Source organism: Pseudoalteromonas luteoviolacea DSM 6061, from assembly GCF_001625655.1.
GTDB classification, from domain to species: Bacteria; Pseudomonadota; Gammaproteobacteria; order Enterobacterales; family Alteromonadaceae; genus Pseudoalteromonas; species Pseudoalteromonas luteoviolacea.
Window position 1 is genome coordinate 134,576 of record NZ_AUYB01000158.1, and the last position, 16,366, is coordinate 150,941.

Here is a 16,366-nt window from a genome sequence, read left to right on the forward strand (position 1 = left end):
CAGATAAAGGCAATATGTGCAGTCATTGAATGGCAGTCATTATTAGATAAAAATAATTAAGGATAATATTATGAAGGCTATGTGTGAAAAGGTCATTCCATCCACAAACTGTTCGTGGCGGTACTGTTTATATCAGCTCAATGAAATTCCATTTAATTGGCACTATCACCCTGAGTACGAAATCTGCTTAACCTTGAATAGCCACGGTGTATGCCATATTGGTGATTACATTGCCTCATTTGGTGACTATGATTTAGTTTTGTTAGGCCCTGAACTTCCCCACACTTGGCAATCAAAGCCAAATCCAGACGGTAGCATGCAAAAGGTCCACGTTGCGCAAATACCCGCACTCTGGTTAGAGCAACAGTTAAGGCTAAACAAAGAGTTAGATAGTCTACGCTCATTGCTGTATGAAGCAAAGTGTGGATTAAAGTTCGATACACAAGTCGCCAAAGCTGCAGAAACTCTTTTTATTCAAATGAACGATGCAAGCCCGCTTGAACGCTATGTGTTGTTGTTTAATCTGCTTAACCTTATGGCCAGCAATACCTATCAAACACTGTCTAGTTTAGAGTTTAGCTTTGCAAATCAGCAAGATCCCGCCAAAGACAAATTTGACAGAGTCATCAACTTTATCTACGAAAATTATACAGAACAATTGAGCGCTGATATATTAGCTGAACAGGCACATATGAGTACCAATCACTTTCATCGCTTCTTCAAAAAACGAACAGAAAAAACCGTTACAGAGTTTATTAATCAATTGCGAATAGCCAAAGCCTGCAAGTTACTTATCAACTCCAAAGCACCCATTACAGTAATCAGTGACCAATGTGGATTCAATAATTTGTCTAATTTTAATCGTCGATTTCTAGCGATAAAGTCATGCACGCCGAGCCAATTTCGCTCAAGAGTACAGCACAAAGCGCTCATTTAAAATGATCAAAATGAGGCGCTCAGCACATCCAATTTAGTTCAGCAATGAGTCAGATATTAGGACGTAGTATGCCTGCGAAAATAATAATCATACAGGTGAAATATGCGCCCCAAACTCTCACTGCTACTTGGTAGCCTCTTAATAACCTCCGCCAATTCTGCCACCGCAGCAACTGGTTGCCAAAAAGGCGAGCGCTGCACAATGGTGGTGTACAGCGAGCAATCAGATACATGGCAAGTCATCAACAAAGCACGCGCAGAACGAGCATTTAGCCCATTTTCAACCTATAAAATTCCAAATACCCTCATATTACTAGAGCAGAAAAAGGTCAACGCTGAGTCATCTTATCAGGTTAATACTAAACAGTACCCACCAGAAAAGTGGTGGCCAAAGACGTGGCTTGCAAGCGATATCAACCTTAAAGACGCGTTTCATTATTCAGCACTACCACTTTATCAAACTTGGACAAACGATCTTAATAAAACAAACATTCAGCGCCATTTAGATACATTTAATTATGGAAACAGGGACATTGCAGGCCCACTTGATGCTTTTTGGTTGAACTCAAGTTTGCAAATATCAGCATTTGAGCAAATAGACTTTTTACGTCGCTTAGACAAAAAAACACTTGGTTTGAGTGAGCAGACTTACCAAACGTTTTCGTCAATTTTTTTAAAAGAACACACCGATGAGTACAAGCTTTACGCAAAAACAGGTACGGGACCTATTGCGAAAAAAACCTATGTCGGTTGGTACGTGGGAAAAATAGAGAATAAACAAGGCACACATTATTTTGCATTTAACATGTATGCACCAACGTTTAGAGAGATGGTTAAACAGCGCGTAAACAAAGCACACGCGACGCTCGAAAAATTAAATATACTTTAATGGATTAGGAGAGCGACAAAGTCACTCTCCTAATAATCGCTTTTAAGCCAGCTTGCGTAACAACCCTTGTGTATTCTGACGCATCGTATTCGACACCATAAAATAGCCTATTGCCGCAACAAACGCAGCCCCACTGATTGGACCCAGCGCCCAAATATATGGATGAAGTTTACCCTCAACATCAAATAACTCTCGCTGAATAATCAGCAGAGTTACATCACTCACCAATGCAGCCACAAAACCAGCTAGGGCTCCTAATAGTAAAAACTCATACAGTGTCGCAAGCTTGATTAAACGCCCTTTAGCTCCAAGAGTACGCAGAATCACAATTTCTTGCATTCGCTCGGCAAGACTTGCTTGGACTTGGGAAATCAATACTAATGCACCACTGGTTAATACAATCGCCAATACGAAACTAATGGCCAACGACACTTGTGCAATCATTGATTGAGCCTGCTCAAGCTGACTCTTAATATCTATCATGCTCATTGTCGGATGCGTTTTTAGTAGCTCACTAACCAGCTTAGCGTCATCTTCACCAAACTGCGCCGCCGTAAAATAGGTCACGGGAAATTTGCCAGCCACAAGCGGGTTAAAAATCATCACAAAGTTTGGCTTGAGTGAGCCCCAATCGACACTGCGAATACTGGTTACCTTGGCATCGAATGTTTGCTCATTAACTAAAAATGTCAGGGTATCACCAACGCTGATCTCAACGCGTTCCGCAAGCCCTTTTGACACTGAAACCTCTAGTTCTGTGCTATCTGGGCTAAACCATTCACCTTCAATAACTTCATTGCTCGATGGCAGCTGGGTCATCCAGGTTAGATTCAGATCACGACCAACACCACGTGCAGCATCTTCGTCTTGCTCCTCCCCCTCTTGCTTTGAAGTTCTGCGCGCGAAAGTTTCTCCATTCAGGCCGTTCGCTCTGCCGCTGAATATTGGAAAGAGATCTTCATGTACAATGTTGTTCTCTGCAAAATACGCCTTGATATTATTCACTTCCGATTCGTTTATATTAATCAGGAATGCATTCGGCGCATCCTCTGGAACTTGCATTTGCCAGTCAGAGATCAAATCGTTTTTGAGTACAAATAAGAACAGCATTAATTTGATTGCCAAGGCAAAGCTAATCAACTGTACGGCATTGGCATTGGCGCGTTTTTGTAACGTAGCAATAGCTAATGACCAACTGCTACCAGGGCTCAATCCAAGTTTTCTACCCGCGCTGAAAAACAACCTTGAGAGCCCAAACAACACCAGCATGAGAGTGGCTGTGCCACCAAATAACATTAACGTCGTTTTCAGCTCACCGCTAAATAACCACATCAGAGAGAAAATGGTCAATACTGACAGCCCCATATGCACGCGACTAATCGCCAACTTGTCCCCTAAGTTACGGCGTAAAACCCGCAAAGGTGGGATATCAAACAAGTCTAACAAAGGCTTAAGTGAAAACATCAACGCACAAACCACGCCAATAGAAATCGACAATGCCCAAGGCTTGATCCCTGCTTGAGGTAACTGCGCGTTCATAAAATTGGCGAGATAATCCGTTGCGAATGATTGCAAAACAAAGCCAATAACTAAGCCTATCAGCAACGAAAACAAGGTCACCAACGACAAGTGCAGTAAGAAAATATTACGAATTGTTTGGCGACTACCACCTAATGTTTTCATCATTGCCACAGGGTCGTATTGACGCTCGCAATAGCGTTTCGCAGAAACCGCCATGGCAACGGCAGCTAGCATAATGCCGAATAGACCAGCCAACAATAAAAAGCTTTCTGAGCGCGCTAAGTTTTCACCCAGTGGAGACTGCCTATCTTTTATTCCCTGCCAATTTTGATTTTCTCTTAGCTGTGGTTTTAGCCAGCCATAATAGTTACCTAAAGCCTGCTCTTCACCAGCAAATAGCATGCGATAGAACACGCGGCTGCCAGGTTGAACCGCTTGTGTAGTCTCTATATCGACGTAATTCAAAAGTACGCGCTTATTGCCAGCCAAAGAGAAAAACGGTGCATCCGGTTCACTAACTAAAATTTTGCTAGCTCGAAATATCCCCATACCGATTTCAACTTGGTCACCCACAGATAAACCTAGGCTGTAAAATAACCCTTCACTGAGCCACACCTCACCTTCTTTAGGTACTCCAACAACCTCGTAATCAGCCGCTAAAAAGTCATCTTTGAGCGTCACTTTGCCACGCAATGGGTACCCTTGGGATACCGCTTTAATAGAACCTAACACTAACTCATCATTGGCAAATAGCATGGAGTCGAAGAACATTTGCTGAGCCGTTTTAAGACCCAGCTCATGCGCCTCATCTAAAAATGCTTGCTCTAGTGGGTGGTTACTCGCCAAACGCCTGTCCGCGGCTATAAAGTCGGCCGACTTTTGCTCTATATTTAATCTGATCCGCTCGGTCACAGAAGACAAACTAAAAACGGTCAGTACAGCTAGAGCTATGGCAGCAAAAATAATGGTTAATTCTCCTCGACGCAACTCTCGCCAAAAGAGTGTAAGCGCTAACTTAACCCACATAAGCTTTTGCTCCTTCACCGTCTCGAATCTTCTCTAGTTGTCCACCTTCGATATGGATGATGCGATCACACTGCTGCGCTAAAGCTTCGTCATGAGTCACCAAAATCAAAGTAGTGCCATTTTGTTTATTCAAATCAAATAAAAGCTTTTCTATCAAATGACCATTTTTACTATCTAAATTTGCCGAAGGCTCATCTGCGAATAGGATTTTTGGTGAGCCAATAAATGCTCTTGCTATCGCCACACGTTGCTGCTCACCACCTGACAATTGTGATGGATAGTGACCGATACGATGAGAAAGACCGACCTTTTCTAACAGCGCCAGCGCCTGTTCTTTTGCAGATTGATCGCCCGCCAGTTCGGCTGGCAGCATCACGTTTTCTAGTGCTGTCAGGCTCTGTACCAGCATGAATGATTGAAAAACAAAACCGACTTTCTGCGCTCGTAACCTTGCTCGCTCTTCTTCATCGAGTGTGTGAAGTGCTTCCCCATCGAGGAAAACTTCTCCTGCAGATCCTGTATCTAGCCCAGCTAACAAACTCAGCAAAGTTGATTTTCCTGAACCAGACGTACCAACAATAGCCACAGACTCTCCTGACTTGACAGTGAAATTTATATCGCTAAGGATATCTAAGTCACCTTCAAAGGTACTTACTGTCTTATTAAGTCCTTTGACCTGAATAATATTTAACTGAGAAAGTACTGACATGATTCGAATTTTCCTAAAACTTGTGGTGTTACTCGCCTGCCTTTACCAACCTATTGCTGCGTATGCAAGCGAGACTAAAATTATGATCATAGGTGATAGCTTAAGTGCGGGCTACGGACTTAAACAAGACCAAGACTGGGTTAATTTGTTACAAAATAAGTACGTTGAAGAAAAAAAATCGATCTTACTTATCAATATGAGTGTGTCAGGCCAAACCACAGACAATGCCCTACTCAAAATTGACGCACAACTAAAGGCACATAATCCCAGCCATGTTCTAATCGAATTGGGTGGCAATGATGGGATCAGAGGGTTTCCGATTAAGCTCATTCGAAACCATCTCACACAATTAGTGGAGAAAAGTAAAAACAACGGTGCCGAAGTCGCCATCATGAAAATTCAAATTCCACCTAATTTGGGCCCAAGGTATACCAAAATGTTTACTGACAATTACCAAAAAGTCGCGCAAGCCACAGGGGCTCACCTAATGGATTACTTTATGGTGCCCATTGCAGTTGATAAGAGCCTAATGCAAAACGATAACTTGCACCCTAATGAAAAAGCACAACCTATTATCCGCGACTTTATGGCTGAACAGTTTAATCAGTGGTTAAACTAGGTAGTTGATACGCCGTCACCTTTTGAACATATACGCGTTGAGTTGAGCTCCTAGAGTTCAACTCATTAACACCCACTTAGTCGCTTACTTTTTGTTATCTAATGAACTTTTGCGCACTGGGCAGTGGATCATAAATCGAGTGCCAGCTTCACTGCTTTCGTAGTCCAATGAAATATTCAACCTTTGGCACAGCCGCTGAACAATCGATAGGCCCATCCCCAGCCCTTGACTGTATTTCCCTTTGACGCCAGACATAAATAACTCAGACTTAATATCAAAGGGGATACCAGGCCCAGTATCTTCCACACTCAAAACTCCATCGTCGTATTTCACACACACATGCCCCGATGAAACATGCGAAAAAGCATTGCCAATCAAGTTGCAAAGGATCAAGTTTAGTGCACTTTCACCAATAGCGAATGTCACTTCAGAAGGTACCTGAATGTCCACACTAATATCCTTACCCGCAATTTTTTCAGCCTGCTGTAAAACGCAGTTTTCAACAATTGGCAGCAATTTTACTTCTTTTTGAGTGATAGTCTCTTCTCGAGCCAGAGCGAGTAAAGTTTCAACACTCTGCGCCATTTGCGCTTGTGCAGCCGCTGCACGGTCGACCAATTGCTGCTGTTTTTCGCTTAATTCCGATTGTTTAAGTAGAGTCAGCGCACCCTGTGTAATGGCTATAGGTGTGCGCAGCTCATGAGATGCGTCCCGAGTAAATGCCTGTTCCCGATCTATAAACTGTCGTATCCGGTCCAAAGCTTGCTCTAAGGTACTCGCAAATCCACCTATCTCATCATTTACAAACTGACTGGAAAAGTTTTGAGGGAGCTTCTCTACTGGAGCTTGTGCAACAATTTCTACCAGTCGATCTAGTGGCTTGAGCAACTTTTTCGCCATCGCCAAGGACAAGTAAGCCAGTATCACAGCCACCACCAATACCACCGCCAGAACAACCAGTAAGAAGTTAAGCATCCCCACTTTAATTTTTCTTACCACAAGATGCTCACTCACCTCAGCCAATAATAGGCCCTGTTCCATTTTTACCAAATGGTAGTGTTTGTCATCTGTACCAGCGAATTCTTTTGCGCGGGGCTCTTCTTTTAAAACATGCTGAATGAACTCAGGCAACTGAGTATCAGTTTCCAAGTATTTTATAAACTCCAGTCTAGGCACAGGTTGGCGTCCACTTTCTATCTGCTGTGATATATAACTTGCTTCATCTTTGAGTAAAAAGTTAAACAAGTGGTCTTCTATCGTGTATGCAAATAAGAAGCAAACAAAACCGAATAACGTACTTATGAACAAAGAGACACCTACAAAATAGGCAATGATTCGGGTACGAAGCTGACGTGCTTTCATAGAGCTACTCAATATCTAAGGCTAGGCCTACACTGTGAATGGTTTTTATAATGGCGTCTTCAAACGGTTTGTCGATGGACTTACGCAGCTGATAAACATGTGAACGCAGCGCATCGGAATCTGTTGGTTCATCCCCCCATATTTTGTCACTAATCTCGCTGCGACTCAGCGGTCTGGGATGATGCTCCATGAGCAACTGTAAAATTTTAAACGGAATAGGTTGCAACACAATCGATTGACCACAGCGGCTTACTTGCTGGGTCTGCAGATTGAGGCTAAGTTGTTTGTTTCCTTCACCCAGCTTGAGTGTTCTTTCACTGTTTAGTAAATGACGCTTTGCCAACGCTAAGCATCGTACTAGCAGTTCTTCCAACGCAAAAGGTTTAGTAAGATAGTCATCTGCACCATTAGAAAACCCAACTAACTTATCGTCAAGGGCATCCCGAGCAGTCAACATAATAATTGGAATATGGCGATTAGCTTGCTCACGCAGCAACTTACAAACTGCAAGTCCATCCATTTTTGGCAGCATGATGTCTAGAATGATGCAATCATAATATTGATTCAATGCCAAACTGACACCTTGCTCTCCGTCATAAGCAAAGTCCATAATGACGCCAAAAGGTTCAAAGTACTCGGCAATATTACGGCTTATTTCCTGATTATCTTCAATAACCAAGATCTTAAACTGCATCTCTGATTCGCCATTGGGCAACTTATACTGAGCCACACTCTCTCCGTGAACAAAATCATTTGTTCACAGCTTACCACGGAGGTTCGTGAAATGATCGTGAAATCCGGCACAAGGGGGCAAACTTAGGAGATAAAAAGCACGTTGAATAAACTGTGTATGACTGTCAGAGACTAAAGAGTGAGCAACTTACTTGCTCACTCGCGATACGAAGCACGACTAATGAATATATTTATTTTTATTGTTATTTTTTATGAGCTTGTTCGCTCATCACCCCCAAGGAGGTCTTTATTACGTTAACTTACCTTTGTTTAATACGGTTTGACTAAATAGTCGAGATAGCCATTTAAATAGACTAGGCCTAGGATCCAACTGCACATCTAAGTTGAAACTATACCCTTTTTTATAATGAGTTCTGATTACTTCACCCTCAAGTGTGTGCTTAGAGATACTACGGCGAAGCTCTGATACCGCGCGATTAATCGCATTGTTATCAACATACTCCTGCTGCCAGATCTCTCGACACAATTCATCGCGGCTTATAACGCGATCTCTGTGCTGAATAAAGTAAACTAACAAGTCGTAGATTAAAGGTTCAACTTTTACCCTTTCCCCACAAAATGTTAACGAACGTTTCCTTTTATTCAGTGCATAATGACCAAATACCGCAAAGGTAAAGTCAGTATTTTCTTTATCACTTAAATTCATGATCAACAATATACTTCCTTTATATATGACTTTAAAAGCACGTATATTTTATCGTTCACCAGCTTAATTTGGAACGAATTTAAGCGTTATTTCACATGACTTTTGTTAATAGCAACATCTTACTCAATTGCCTATAAAAGAGACAAAAAACCTTAACAGTCAACTACAAATAAACAGTATTTATACAAAAAATACACATAAGCGAATAAAATTCCTACGCTTCATTTTATTCGATCACTCTTTATTTAGGTAATCATGACAGTCCAAAATTTAGTGCTGTTTCAATCACTTTAGTAAATTTCATGATGTAGGAAATTTTTATTGTTTTTGTTATTTTGAGCCAGTAAAACTGGCTCATACTTTCTTTAAAGAGACGCAATGAAAGATTTAATTTGTTGGTTTTTTGGATACTTTTTGGCGCTTTTCGTCAACTGGTTCATTGCTTTTTCCGGCTGATTAAGACGAATATATGCCTTAGCAAGTGTTAGCTCCATCACTGGGTGTGAAGTCTTCGTAAGGACATAAGATAAAAAGCGTGCGCTAGATTCAACCTGATACTCAGTTTGAGCATGTCGAATTTGAAACACACCTATCATAGCTAGCATATTTAAGTTATAAGAATCACTTTTTGACTCATATGTCTTCTTTGCAAGCACCTCATCTCGCAAAAATAATTCATAAAGCTTAACGCTTGCGTCATCTTGATATTCAATAGGTGGTAGTGCTTCGACTCCTAAATGGGTTACCATTGCTCTGGCGGTGTCCACCGTCGAAAATGGGTTTTGCCCAGTAATTAAATTGCCATCAATGGTCACTTGGTTGAGCATAAGTCCATCTTTTTCAAATATCGCGCCACGCTCTTTTAGCTTGTCTTCGAGCAGAAATGCAAATTGGTCGCGCCACTTCTTACCAAATGCCATTTCCTCTTGATTCGTAAAGCCATTTACTCGTTTTCCAGCAACCAAATAACTACCATCACTGAGCTGAACATCGACCAATGCAGCTGGCCCATGGCATACAGCACCTACGACTCCCTTGCTCTCGTAAATTTGAGAAATAATATTTTGCAAAGGCGCATGCTTATAGAGATCAAACATAGGTCCTTTTCCCCCGACAACAAACACGCCGTCGAACTTGCTTGGCTCAATATTTTTAAGCGCCAATGTGTTTTCAAGCGCAGACAATGCTTCGGAGTCTTGAAGAAACAGCTGGTTGTATTGTGTCGATTTATCATATTTGTCAGCCACAGGTTTGCCGCCCTGTGGCGAGGCTATCGTAACGTCGATCCCATGACGTTGAAACACATGATACGCTTTACTCAATTCACCAAATTCATAACCCGGTTGAACCAAGTTTTGTTCTTTATCTAATTTTCCGTAACTACTTAAAACCATGAGTACTTGAGGTGAGTCCTTGGCAATCGACGCGGTACTCACTAAAGCCGCGCAAGTTAAAGTAAGTAGCTTATTCATAACATCTTTCCTTCTTGGTTGGGACTTTCAAAGTACAAGGTTAGATGTGAAAGTGATGTGAAACCGCACAACACACAACTTGATGCACTGACAGCAATAGTTTGATAAATACCGCTGGGGCTTGTCTGTAAGTGTTATTCTCAATAAAGTAATAAAATTGCGTTCCGCAAACTCATTGGACGTACTAAAAAACCATCCTTTAGTACCAAGAAAAAAGTAAAGGGTTGTAGAAAGAACTGCAATATAATTTTGATATGAAAATAATGAAAAGCACTGCAACTAATTTGGCAAAAAATATGATTTCGCCCTCTTTGTGGGATATTTATAAGGATGTTTACTTTTGTTTATTCAATGCCGCTTATCATTATTTAGACGGTGCAATTATCAGTCTATGGAATCCCGAAGGAAAAACATACGATAGAATTCAAAACCGAGCATTGGCTAAAAAATATATATCCTTGATGTCTCGCCAAAATAATAAGATAAAATATCTATATGGTGGAAACCAAGATATGTCCTATCGAGAACTTAGTGTCTCCATCAATACATCTTTAATTAATGCGCAAAAAATGGCGCAAAGGTGCCATCAAAAAGCTTTTTACTACCTTGATAACGGCGAAATCACTTTATACAACAGCGCCGACCTTCAACAGCATTATGTACTAAATACACATTTATTGTCGCGCTTAAGCCATACCCCAATGCCAAAAACTAACTTAGCACTGTCACCTTTGTCAAAATGATAAGCTTTCCCCACACTGAATTCTTAATAGGCAGAATTAACATACCAAACATAAGTATCTGAACAAATAAAGTTAGCACTTTGTTTTTTATAGCTATTTTAATTTCACTAACTTACTACACAATCAAAATAACACTAACCTTTTACGTAAATATTGATTCAGAATAATAAAACTCGTAAATTCAGGTGAAGGTAAAAATTAATTATTCACTTCCTCCCAAACTGAGCTGAATCAAGTGTTAGCCTAATACTCATTGTATTTAAGGTCGCTGTCACTAATTATTGACTAAACTTAATTGCAAATACATAGCATTATTGGCCTATGCAACTTAAGACTCGGTTACCGCTTGTTCTCGCTACAACAGCACTCGTTCCTATGCTCGTAATTTTCTTTATTGCGATGCTGCACAGTGCCAAACAGGCAGAGGAAATGAGTATTCGAGCTGCACAATCAGAAGTGCTCAATGGCGCTGCTATTTTTGACAGTTACTTTTCACAACGAAAATCAGAAATAGCCACGCTCTCACGCCATTCTGTCGTTCGCTCTATGCAATTTTCAGACATTAAGCCAATTTTGATAGATGAAAAACAAGCCCATGAGGGTAAGTATGAGAAGTTTATATTAGGTAGAACAGATGGTAGCTTTCACAATACCGAAGGCGGTAACCCACATCACGGAATGCGCAGAACCTTTGACGATAAAGACCCCCACGCCAAAATAAAGACCATCTCTAAAAGAGATTATTGGCATTACACTGTAAGCAATAACATAGATCAAACACCGAGGGTATATGTTTCAGAGCCTATGATTTCATACACCACCGGAGTCACACAGATTGTGGTCGCAGCATCCATTTTTGATAGTAACAATCAAGTCACTGGGTTGGTTGGTGGGAGTATCCCTTGGAGAGAGGTGGACCGCCTTGTCATGCGCACTCAAGCACACGTGTTACAACAGTTTGGTGAGCAGGCTAAATTTATGCTTGTATCCAGTATAGGTTCATACATGTATCACTGGAACAAAGAAAAAAACATTCAATACAAACATGTAGATGGTCACCACGTTTTAAATGAAATCGGAGAAAAGACCAGTATAATTTATCGAGTCACAAAAGAGCGAGAGCTTGCATTGAGAGAAATCGGCATAAAAATGATCGCAGGGCTCGAAGGTTATGGTCGCTTTTCATTAAATGACAGCTCAGATGCATTTGCTTTTTACGCGCCGATAAAATCCGCCAATTATAGCCTTGCAGTTGTATTGCCTGAACAGGTTGTATTTGCCTCAGTTTATGAGCTTCAAGACAAACTACTTTGGACTTTATTTATTGCGACCTTAGTCAGTATGGCCATTGCTTGGTGGATTGCATATCGCCTTTATTATCCAATATCAAAGTTGACCCATGCTGCACAGTCGTTAGCCAAAGGACAATATGACATTCATCTCAAAGCAAAAGGCGCTGATGAAATAGCTGAATTAAGCCGCACCTTTGAATCAATGCGAGATACTATCTCCAAACGTGAAAGCGATTTAGAGAGCCGAGTGGAAAAGCGCACGCAAGCGCTCGCGCAAGCAAAGCATGATGCCGAGCAAGCTGCTTCTGCGAAAAGCCGGTTTCTAGCAAATATGAGCCACGAAATACGCACCCCAATGAACGGTATTCTTGGCACAATTCAATTGTTAGAACAAGAAGCCGACTTCAATCAAGAGCAAAAGCTCTTATTAAAAATCGCCAGTATGTCTGGCAGCAATTTGCTCACTTTAATCAACGATATTCTTGATGTATCTAAATTAGAGCAAGGCCAAATTAGTTTGCACGAAGAGCCATTTGACCTGCGCGACGCAGTAGGCCACTTAATGCAATTGACGCAGTCTAAAGCTCAAAGTAAACCCATTACAATGTGTTACTACTTTGAAGACAGTGCCCCGACTGAAGTAGTCAGTGACAAGCACAGACTACAGCAAGTTTTACTAAACCTGCTAAGCAACGCATACAAATTTACAGAAGAAGGTAAAATTACAGTCCACGTTCAAGTTCACAAAAGCAACCCTAGCTTCTTGCAATTTTCTGTCAGTGACACAGGCATCGGAATTGCCAAAGACAAACAGCCTAAAATTTTCGATCCTTTTTGCCAAGAAGACGATAGCACCACAAAGCGTTTTGGTGGGACAGGGTTAGGGTTAAATATTTGCCAACAATTAGTTTCTCTTGCAGGGGGTGAATTAAGCTGTGAATCGACTCAAGGTATTGGCGCCACCTTTTACTTTAGTTGGCCTTTTTCACCTTGCTGTTTGGTCACACAATCAAGTGTAAAACCGCAAAGTTCAAAGTTGCAAGGGCATATACTATTAGCAGAAGACAATGCCATCAACCAAGTAGTCATATGTACTATGCTGGAAAAATTAGGACTCAGTGTCGAGTTGGCGACGGATGGCTTACAAGTACTAGAAAAGGTCTCAAAGTCGAGTTTTGACTTGATCTTGATGGACGTTCATATGCCCAATATGGATGGAATTGAAGCAACCAAGCGACTTAGAATTCAACCCGAGTTTTGCAATTTAATTATTATAGCTATCACGGCCAATGTTTTTTTAGAAGATGTGGCCTCTTATTACAGCGCGGGTATGGATGATTTTGTGGGTAAACCAGTTGAAATTGAAAAGTTAGAATCGGTTTTAGGTAAGTGGCTAAGAGTAAAAAACAGCTAACCACACTGTTTCTTCACCTGGTAATGTCCAACTCACTTTGTGTTTGCAGTGCGCTGGGATATTAATATATTCACCTGGCTCTAGCTTCACAATACGTCCATCTTCAAAGGTCAGTTCCCCAGCTCCTTGAAGTACCATTACCCACTCATGTTGCGCTTGATCGTACCAGCCTTCATCTGGCGAAGTGTGGCCCTTTGAGACAATGCGTTCAATCTTAACCTCATCATTGCCAGCAATCACCTCAAAAAACTCGTCTTGAAGATTATTAGGTATGGCGTGAAAAACATTTTGCTTGTTTTGACTCATGCTGAACCTCTGTAGCGCTGACGCGTTATCGCTGTATGCGGCAACCTGAAAAAAGATGACGTTTGGTGGAGCTAGGCGGGATCGAACCGCCGACCTCTTGCATGCCATGCAAGCGCTCTCCCAGCTGAGCTATAGCCCCTAAACAAAACACGTTGATTTTATTACACCTTTTATATTTGTAAAGTGATTTTTTGGTGACCAATGTAGTTCGCTCTCTTACATATAGCCCTAGATGAGGTGTGATGCTATTCATCACACCTGTGATCACTTAAAGCTATGGAAGTGAGTGACTCTGCTAGTTTGCTAATTGCTTCAGAGCGTCTTCTAAAGATGCTTCAATATCACTGTTTGTTAATTTACCTGCTTCTACATCAAAGTTATCAAAGAAGCTAGGCACTGACAGACTTGCTTTTACATCTGCTGCAAAATAAGGTGCTGAGTTGACTGCCGCGCCCAATACACTTTGAGCACCACCAGGACCAGGAGATGTTGCCATTAATAGCATTGGGGTATTTTGGTATACCTTCATATCAATACGAGAAGTCCAATCAAAGACATTTTTATATGCCGCCGTATATGAGCCATTATGCTCTGCAAATGAAATGATAATTACATCCGCTGCACCGATTTTGTCATAAAACCTTTGTGCCTGCTCTGGGATGCCGCTCTGTGTTTCACGATCTGAGCTGTAAATCGGCATTTCATAGTCATTCAAATCTAATATTTCAACGTCAGCGTTTTCAATCTTTGAAGCAGCATATTTCGCTAATTGTTGGTTAATAGACTGACGGCTGTTGCTCGCTGCAAATGCTAGTACTTTCATGGTGTTCTCCAAGTATATTAAGTGATTAATTCTTGCTAAGTGTCTCTCGACTTGATGACAAACAGTGTAGATTAAGTTTTAATAAACATTAATAGGGTAAATATAAAGTCACTATTTCCATATGAGTTACAATCTATTTGAAGGCATTCAGGTTTTCGTCAAGGTGGTTCAATGTAATAGCTTTGCTTTGGCAGCTGAGCAACTTGGTCATTCTCCATCTCATGTCAGTAAGGTTATTAATCGTTTAGAATCCCGCGTGGGATTAAGGCTACTTAATCGCACCACAAGAACATTAGCATTAACACCTGACGGAGAAGTGTATTATCAGCATTGTCTTCAATTGGTCAGTGATGCCCAGCAGACACTTCAATTACTGACGCAAAAAGACGACAAACCCAAAGGTGTGCTAAAAATCAGTTGCCCTGTGGCGTTTAGCTTAGATTATCTGCGCCCAGCTATCGCACAATACTTAAGGAAATACCCAAATGTGTCATTGGAATGGGATATCAGTGATCGTGCTGTTGATGTTGTGGGGGATGGATACGATTTGGCGATTCGTGCCACCGCACAATTGGAGGAGTCCAGCTTGATTTGTAAACGCATATATCAATGCCGGACTTTGGTTGTTGCCAGCCCTCAATATATAGAGCAGTATGGCCGACCCTATCACCCTCGTGAACTCGCAAAACACCATTGTGTATGCTACAGCAACCTAAAAAATCCAGAACGTTGGGAGTTTTCGGACTCCAATGGCAAAAGTTTTACTGTAGATGTGCGTAAACGCATCAACTGCAATAATGGCAAAATGCAGGCATCGATGGCAATTGATGGCTTAGGTATCTGCAGGCTACCTGAGTTTTATTTGAACGATGCGCTCAAAACCGGTGAATTAGAAGTGTTATTTGAAGAGTATTTGCAAAAGTCGGTTTACGTCTATGTGGTGTATCCAAGTAGAAAACACCTCTCTCCAAAAGTGCGCTACTTTATTGACACTTTGAGTGACCATATGGCACACCTTCAAAATTAAGGCTCAAGAGAAGCTCCATAACGTGCATAAATAGCCCTGATTTCTTGGTTGTTACGCATTGTTCTCAACGCTGCATTAAGCTGAATTTGCAGCGTGGATAAATTTGGCTGTAGTCTCATATAAACAGGCAGAGTGCTAATTTTATATACCTCTTTGAAGGTTTTATACGCATTGACAGTACTCTTGTAGTAATCAGCTGTGGTGTCACCCAGCATCACATAATCGACACGCCTATGGCGCAACTGTGAAAGCAACTCTTTTTCAGAAATATTGTCGTACACTAGAATCTTATCTTTACCAAAGTGGTGTTCAAACTCTCCATAGCGGTAGCCACGCACTCGCCCAATCACTTTTCCGTAAAGTTGAACGGGCTCAGTGACCATCGTATCGTTTTCATGACCTAAAATGATCTCAGTAGAGCTGGCATATGCATCGCTATATATTCCAGGTATTCTTCTTTGCGCACGCCAGCTTGGATGTACGCCAGGTTCGATATCAATTTGTCCTTCATCGAACAGTTTTTGCCCTTTTGCTACAGACCAAGGCACTAACTTAAAGGTATGCCCAGTCAATTCCCCTAACCGACCAAACAAGTCTTTAAATATTCCGCTTTGCCTGCCGTTAGCAATAAAGTTATATGGTGGGTTTGCTCCGTGGTACACCAAAACCGTGTATGTTTCAGCCCGCGCGCCAAAAACAACACAAAAAATAAAAATTAAACTAAGTATACGTCGCATGACGCCCTCTAATTTTCTCCTCCATACTCAACTTAGCATAAAATTTACACATTTAAACTAACAACGCTTTTTCTGAGCAAGCTTAAGCCAG

The 16,366-nt window shown here is 41.3% G+C and carries 15 protein-coding genes and 1 tRNA gene; 6 read left to right on the forward strand and 10 right to left on the reverse strand.

From position 1 onward, the window contains the following. Positions 1-70 precede the first annotated feature (70 nt). A complete protein-coding gene (locus N475_RS24740; RefSeq protein WP_063357454.1) occupies positions 71-937 on the forward strand; it encodes an AraC family transcriptional regulator in 867 nt (288 codons plus the stop codon). Positions 938-1,039: 102 nt separating this feature from the next. Continuing rightward, the gene (locus tag N475_RS24745) at positions 1,040-1,825 is read left to right on the forward strand and encodes a penicillin-binding transpeptidase domain-containing protein (protein WP_063357453.1); all 786 of its coding nucleotides are present in this window, start codon (positions 1,040-1,042) and stop codon (positions 1,823-1,825) included. A 42-nt stretch (positions 1,826-1,867) separates the two neighbouring features. On the opposite strand, the gene N475_RS24750 is transcribed toward N475_RS24745, so the two are convergent. Together N475_RS24750 and N475_RS24755 are read right to left on the reverse strand one after the other, a co-directional pair. Continuing rightward, positions 1,868-4,372 (reverse strand): ABC transporter permease, encoded by a 2,505-nt coding sequence (locus N475_RS24750; RefSeq protein ID WP_063357452.1) that lies wholly within the window; start codon positions 4,370-4,372, stop codon positions 1,868-1,870. Beyond that, positions 4,362-5,081 carry an ABC transporter ATP-binding protein gene (locus tag N475_RS24755; RefSeq protein WP_063357451.1) on the reverse strand — a complete coding sequence of 240 codons (720 nt, stop codon included), beginning with the start codon at positions 5,079-5,081 and terminating at the stop codon, positions 4,362-4,364. The genes N475_RS24750 and N475_RS24755 overlap by 11 nt, the downstream gene beginning before the upstream one ends. On the opposite strand from N475_RS24755, the gene N475_RS24760 reads away from it, so the two are divergent. Beyond that, complete coding sequence (locus N475_RS24760) at positions 5,080-5,700, forward strand: arylesterase (protein WP_063357450.1); 621 nt, start codon at positions 5,080-5,082, stop codon at positions 5,698-5,700. The two genes, N475_RS24755 and N475_RS24760, sit on opposite strands and share 2 nt — an antisense overlap. Before the next feature lie 84 nt (positions 5,701-5,784). Here N475_RS24760 and N475_RS24765 read toward each other — a convergent pair whose 3' ends face one another. The 4 genes from N475_RS24765 to N475_RS24780 form a co-directional block, all read right to left on the reverse strand. Then, positions 5,785-7,062, reverse strand: coding sequence for a sensor histidine kinase (locus N475_RS24765; RefSeq protein ID WP_063366132.1), 1,278 nt, complete (start codon positions 7,060-7,062; stop codon positions 5,785-5,787). A gap of 4 nt (positions 7,063-7,066) precedes the next feature. After that, complete coding sequence (locus N475_RS24770; RefSeq protein ID WP_063357506.1) at positions 7,067-7,756, reverse strand: response regulator transcription factor; 690 nt, start codon at positions 7,754-7,756, stop codon at positions 7,067-7,069. 288 nt (positions 7,757-8,044) lie between these two features. Next, positions 8,045-8,461, reverse strand: a complete 417-nt coding sequence (locus N475_RS24775; RefSeq protein WP_063357448.1) for a winged helix-turn-helix domain-containing protein — start codon at positions 8,459-8,461, stop codon at positions 8,045-8,047. Between the two features lie 365 nt (positions 8,462-8,826). Beyond that, positions 8,827-9,933, reverse strand: coding sequence for a type 1 glutamine amidotransferase domain-containing protein (locus N475_RS24780; RefSeq protein WP_063357447.1), 1,107 nt, complete (start codon positions 9,931-9,933; stop codon positions 8,827-8,829). Positions 9,934-10,196: 263 nt separating this feature from the next. On the opposite strand from N475_RS24780, the gene N475_RS24785 reads away from it, so the two are divergent. After that, positions 10,197-10,676 (forward strand): DUF3293 domain-containing protein, encoded by a 480-nt coding sequence (locus N475_RS24785; RefSeq protein ID WP_063357446.1) that lies wholly within the window; start codon positions 10,197-10,199, stop codon positions 10,674-10,676. 321 nt (positions 10,677-10,997) lie between these two features. After that, positions 10,998-13,382 carry an ATP-binding protein gene (locus N475_RS24790; protein WP_063357445.1) on the forward strand — a complete coding sequence of 795 codons (2,385 nt, stop codon included), beginning with the start codon at positions 10,998-11,000 and terminating at the stop codon, positions 13,380-13,382. Here the strand turns inward: N475_RS24790 and N475_RS24795 are convergent. The 3 genes from N475_RS24795 to N475_RS24805 all read right to left on the reverse strand — a co-directional run bounded on the left by N475_RS24795 (position 13,362) and on the right by N475_RS24805 (position 14,511). Then, positions 13,362-13,688 carry a cupin domain-containing protein gene (locus N475_RS24795; protein WP_063357444.1) on the reverse strand — a complete coding sequence of 109 codons (327 nt, stop codon included), beginning with the start codon at positions 13,686-13,688 and terminating at the stop codon, positions 13,362-13,364. The two genes, N475_RS24790 and N475_RS24795, sit on opposite strands and share 21 nt — an antisense overlap. Positions 13,689-13,751: 63 nt before the next feature. Continuing rightward, positions 13,752-13,827, reverse strand: a tRNA-Ala gene (locus N475_RS24800). A gap of 156 nt (positions 13,828-13,983) precedes the next feature. Next, positions 13,984-14,511, reverse strand: coding sequence for an NADPH-dependent FMN reductase (locus N475_RS24805; RefSeq protein ID WP_063357443.1), 528 nt, complete (start codon positions 14,509-14,511; stop codon positions 13,984-13,986). Positions 14,512-14,632: 121 nt separating this feature from the next. On the opposite strand from N475_RS24805, the gene N475_RS24810 reads away from it, so the two are divergent. Further along, the gene (locus tag N475_RS24810) at positions 14,633-15,538 is read left to right on the forward strand and encodes a LysR family transcriptional regulator (protein ID WP_063357442.1); all 906 of its coding nucleotides are present in this window, start codon (positions 14,633-14,635) and stop codon (positions 15,536-15,538) included. On the opposite strand, the gene N475_RS24815 is transcribed toward N475_RS24810, so the two are convergent. Then, positions 15,535-16,275 (reverse strand): substrate-binding periplasmic protein, encoded by a 741-nt coding sequence (locus N475_RS24815; RefSeq protein ID WP_193343409.1) that lies wholly within the window; start codon positions 16,273-16,275, stop codon positions 15,535-15,537. The two genes, N475_RS24810 and N475_RS24815, sit on opposite strands and share 4 nt — an antisense overlap. Positions 16,276-16,366 lie beyond the last annotated feature (91 nt).

Coding starts and splice junctions, on each gene's coding strand:
- N475_RS24740 (WP_063357454.1), top strand. CDS start 71: ATGAAGGCTATGTGTGAAAAGGTCATTCCATCCACAAACTGTTCGTGG.
- N475_RS24745 (WP_063357453.1), top strand. CDS start 1,040: ATGCGCCCCAAACTCTCACTGCTACTTGGTAGCCTCTTAATAACCTCC.
- N475_RS24750 (WP_063357452.1), bottom strand. CDS start 4,372: ATGTGGGTTAAGTTAGCGCTTACACTCTTTTGGCGAGAGTTGCGTCGA.
- N475_RS24760 (WP_063357450.1), top strand. CDS start 5,080: ATGATTCGAATTTTCCTAAAACTTGTGGTGTTACTCGCCTGCCTTTAC.
- N475_RS24755 (WP_063357451.1), bottom strand. CDS start 5,081: ATGTCAGTACTTTCTCAGTTAAATATTATTCAGGTCAAAGGACTTAAT.
- N475_RS24765 (WP_063366132.1), bottom strand. CDS start 7,062: ATGAAAGCACGTCAGCTTCGTACCCGAATCATTGCCTATTTTGTAGGT.
- N475_RS24770 (WP_063357506.1), bottom strand. CDS start 7,756: ATGCAGTTTAAGATCTTGGTTATTGAAGATAATCAGGAAATAAGCCGT.
- N475_RS24775 (WP_063357448.1), bottom strand. CDS start 8,461: ATGAATTTAAGTGATAAAGAAAATACTGACTTTACCTTTGCGGTATTT.
- N475_RS24780 (WP_063357447.1), bottom strand. CDS start 9,933: ATGAATAAGCTACTTACTTTAACTTGCGCGGCTTTAGTGAGTACCGCG.
- N475_RS24785 (WP_063357446.1), top strand. CDS start 10,197: ATGAAAAGCACTGCAACTAATTTGGCAAAAAATATGATTTCGCCCTCT.
- N475_RS24790 (WP_063357445.1), top strand. CDS start 10,998: ATGCAACTTAAGACTCGGTTACCGCTTGTTCTCGCTACAACAGCACTC.
- N475_RS24795 (WP_063357444.1), bottom strand. CDS start 13,688: ATGAGTCAAAACAAGCAAAATGTTTTTCACGCCATACCTAATAATCTT.
- N475_RS24805 (WP_063357443.1), bottom strand. CDS start 14,511: ATGAAAGTACTAGCATTTGCAGCGAGCAACAGCCGTCAGTCTATTAAC.
- N475_RS24810 (WP_063357442.1), top strand. CDS start 14,633: ATGAGTTACAATCTATTTGAAGGCATTCAGGTTTTCGTCAAGGTGGTT.
- N475_RS24815 (WP_193343409.1), bottom strand. CDS start 16,275: ATGCGACGTATACTTAGTTTAATTTTTATTTTTTGTGTTGTTTTTGGC.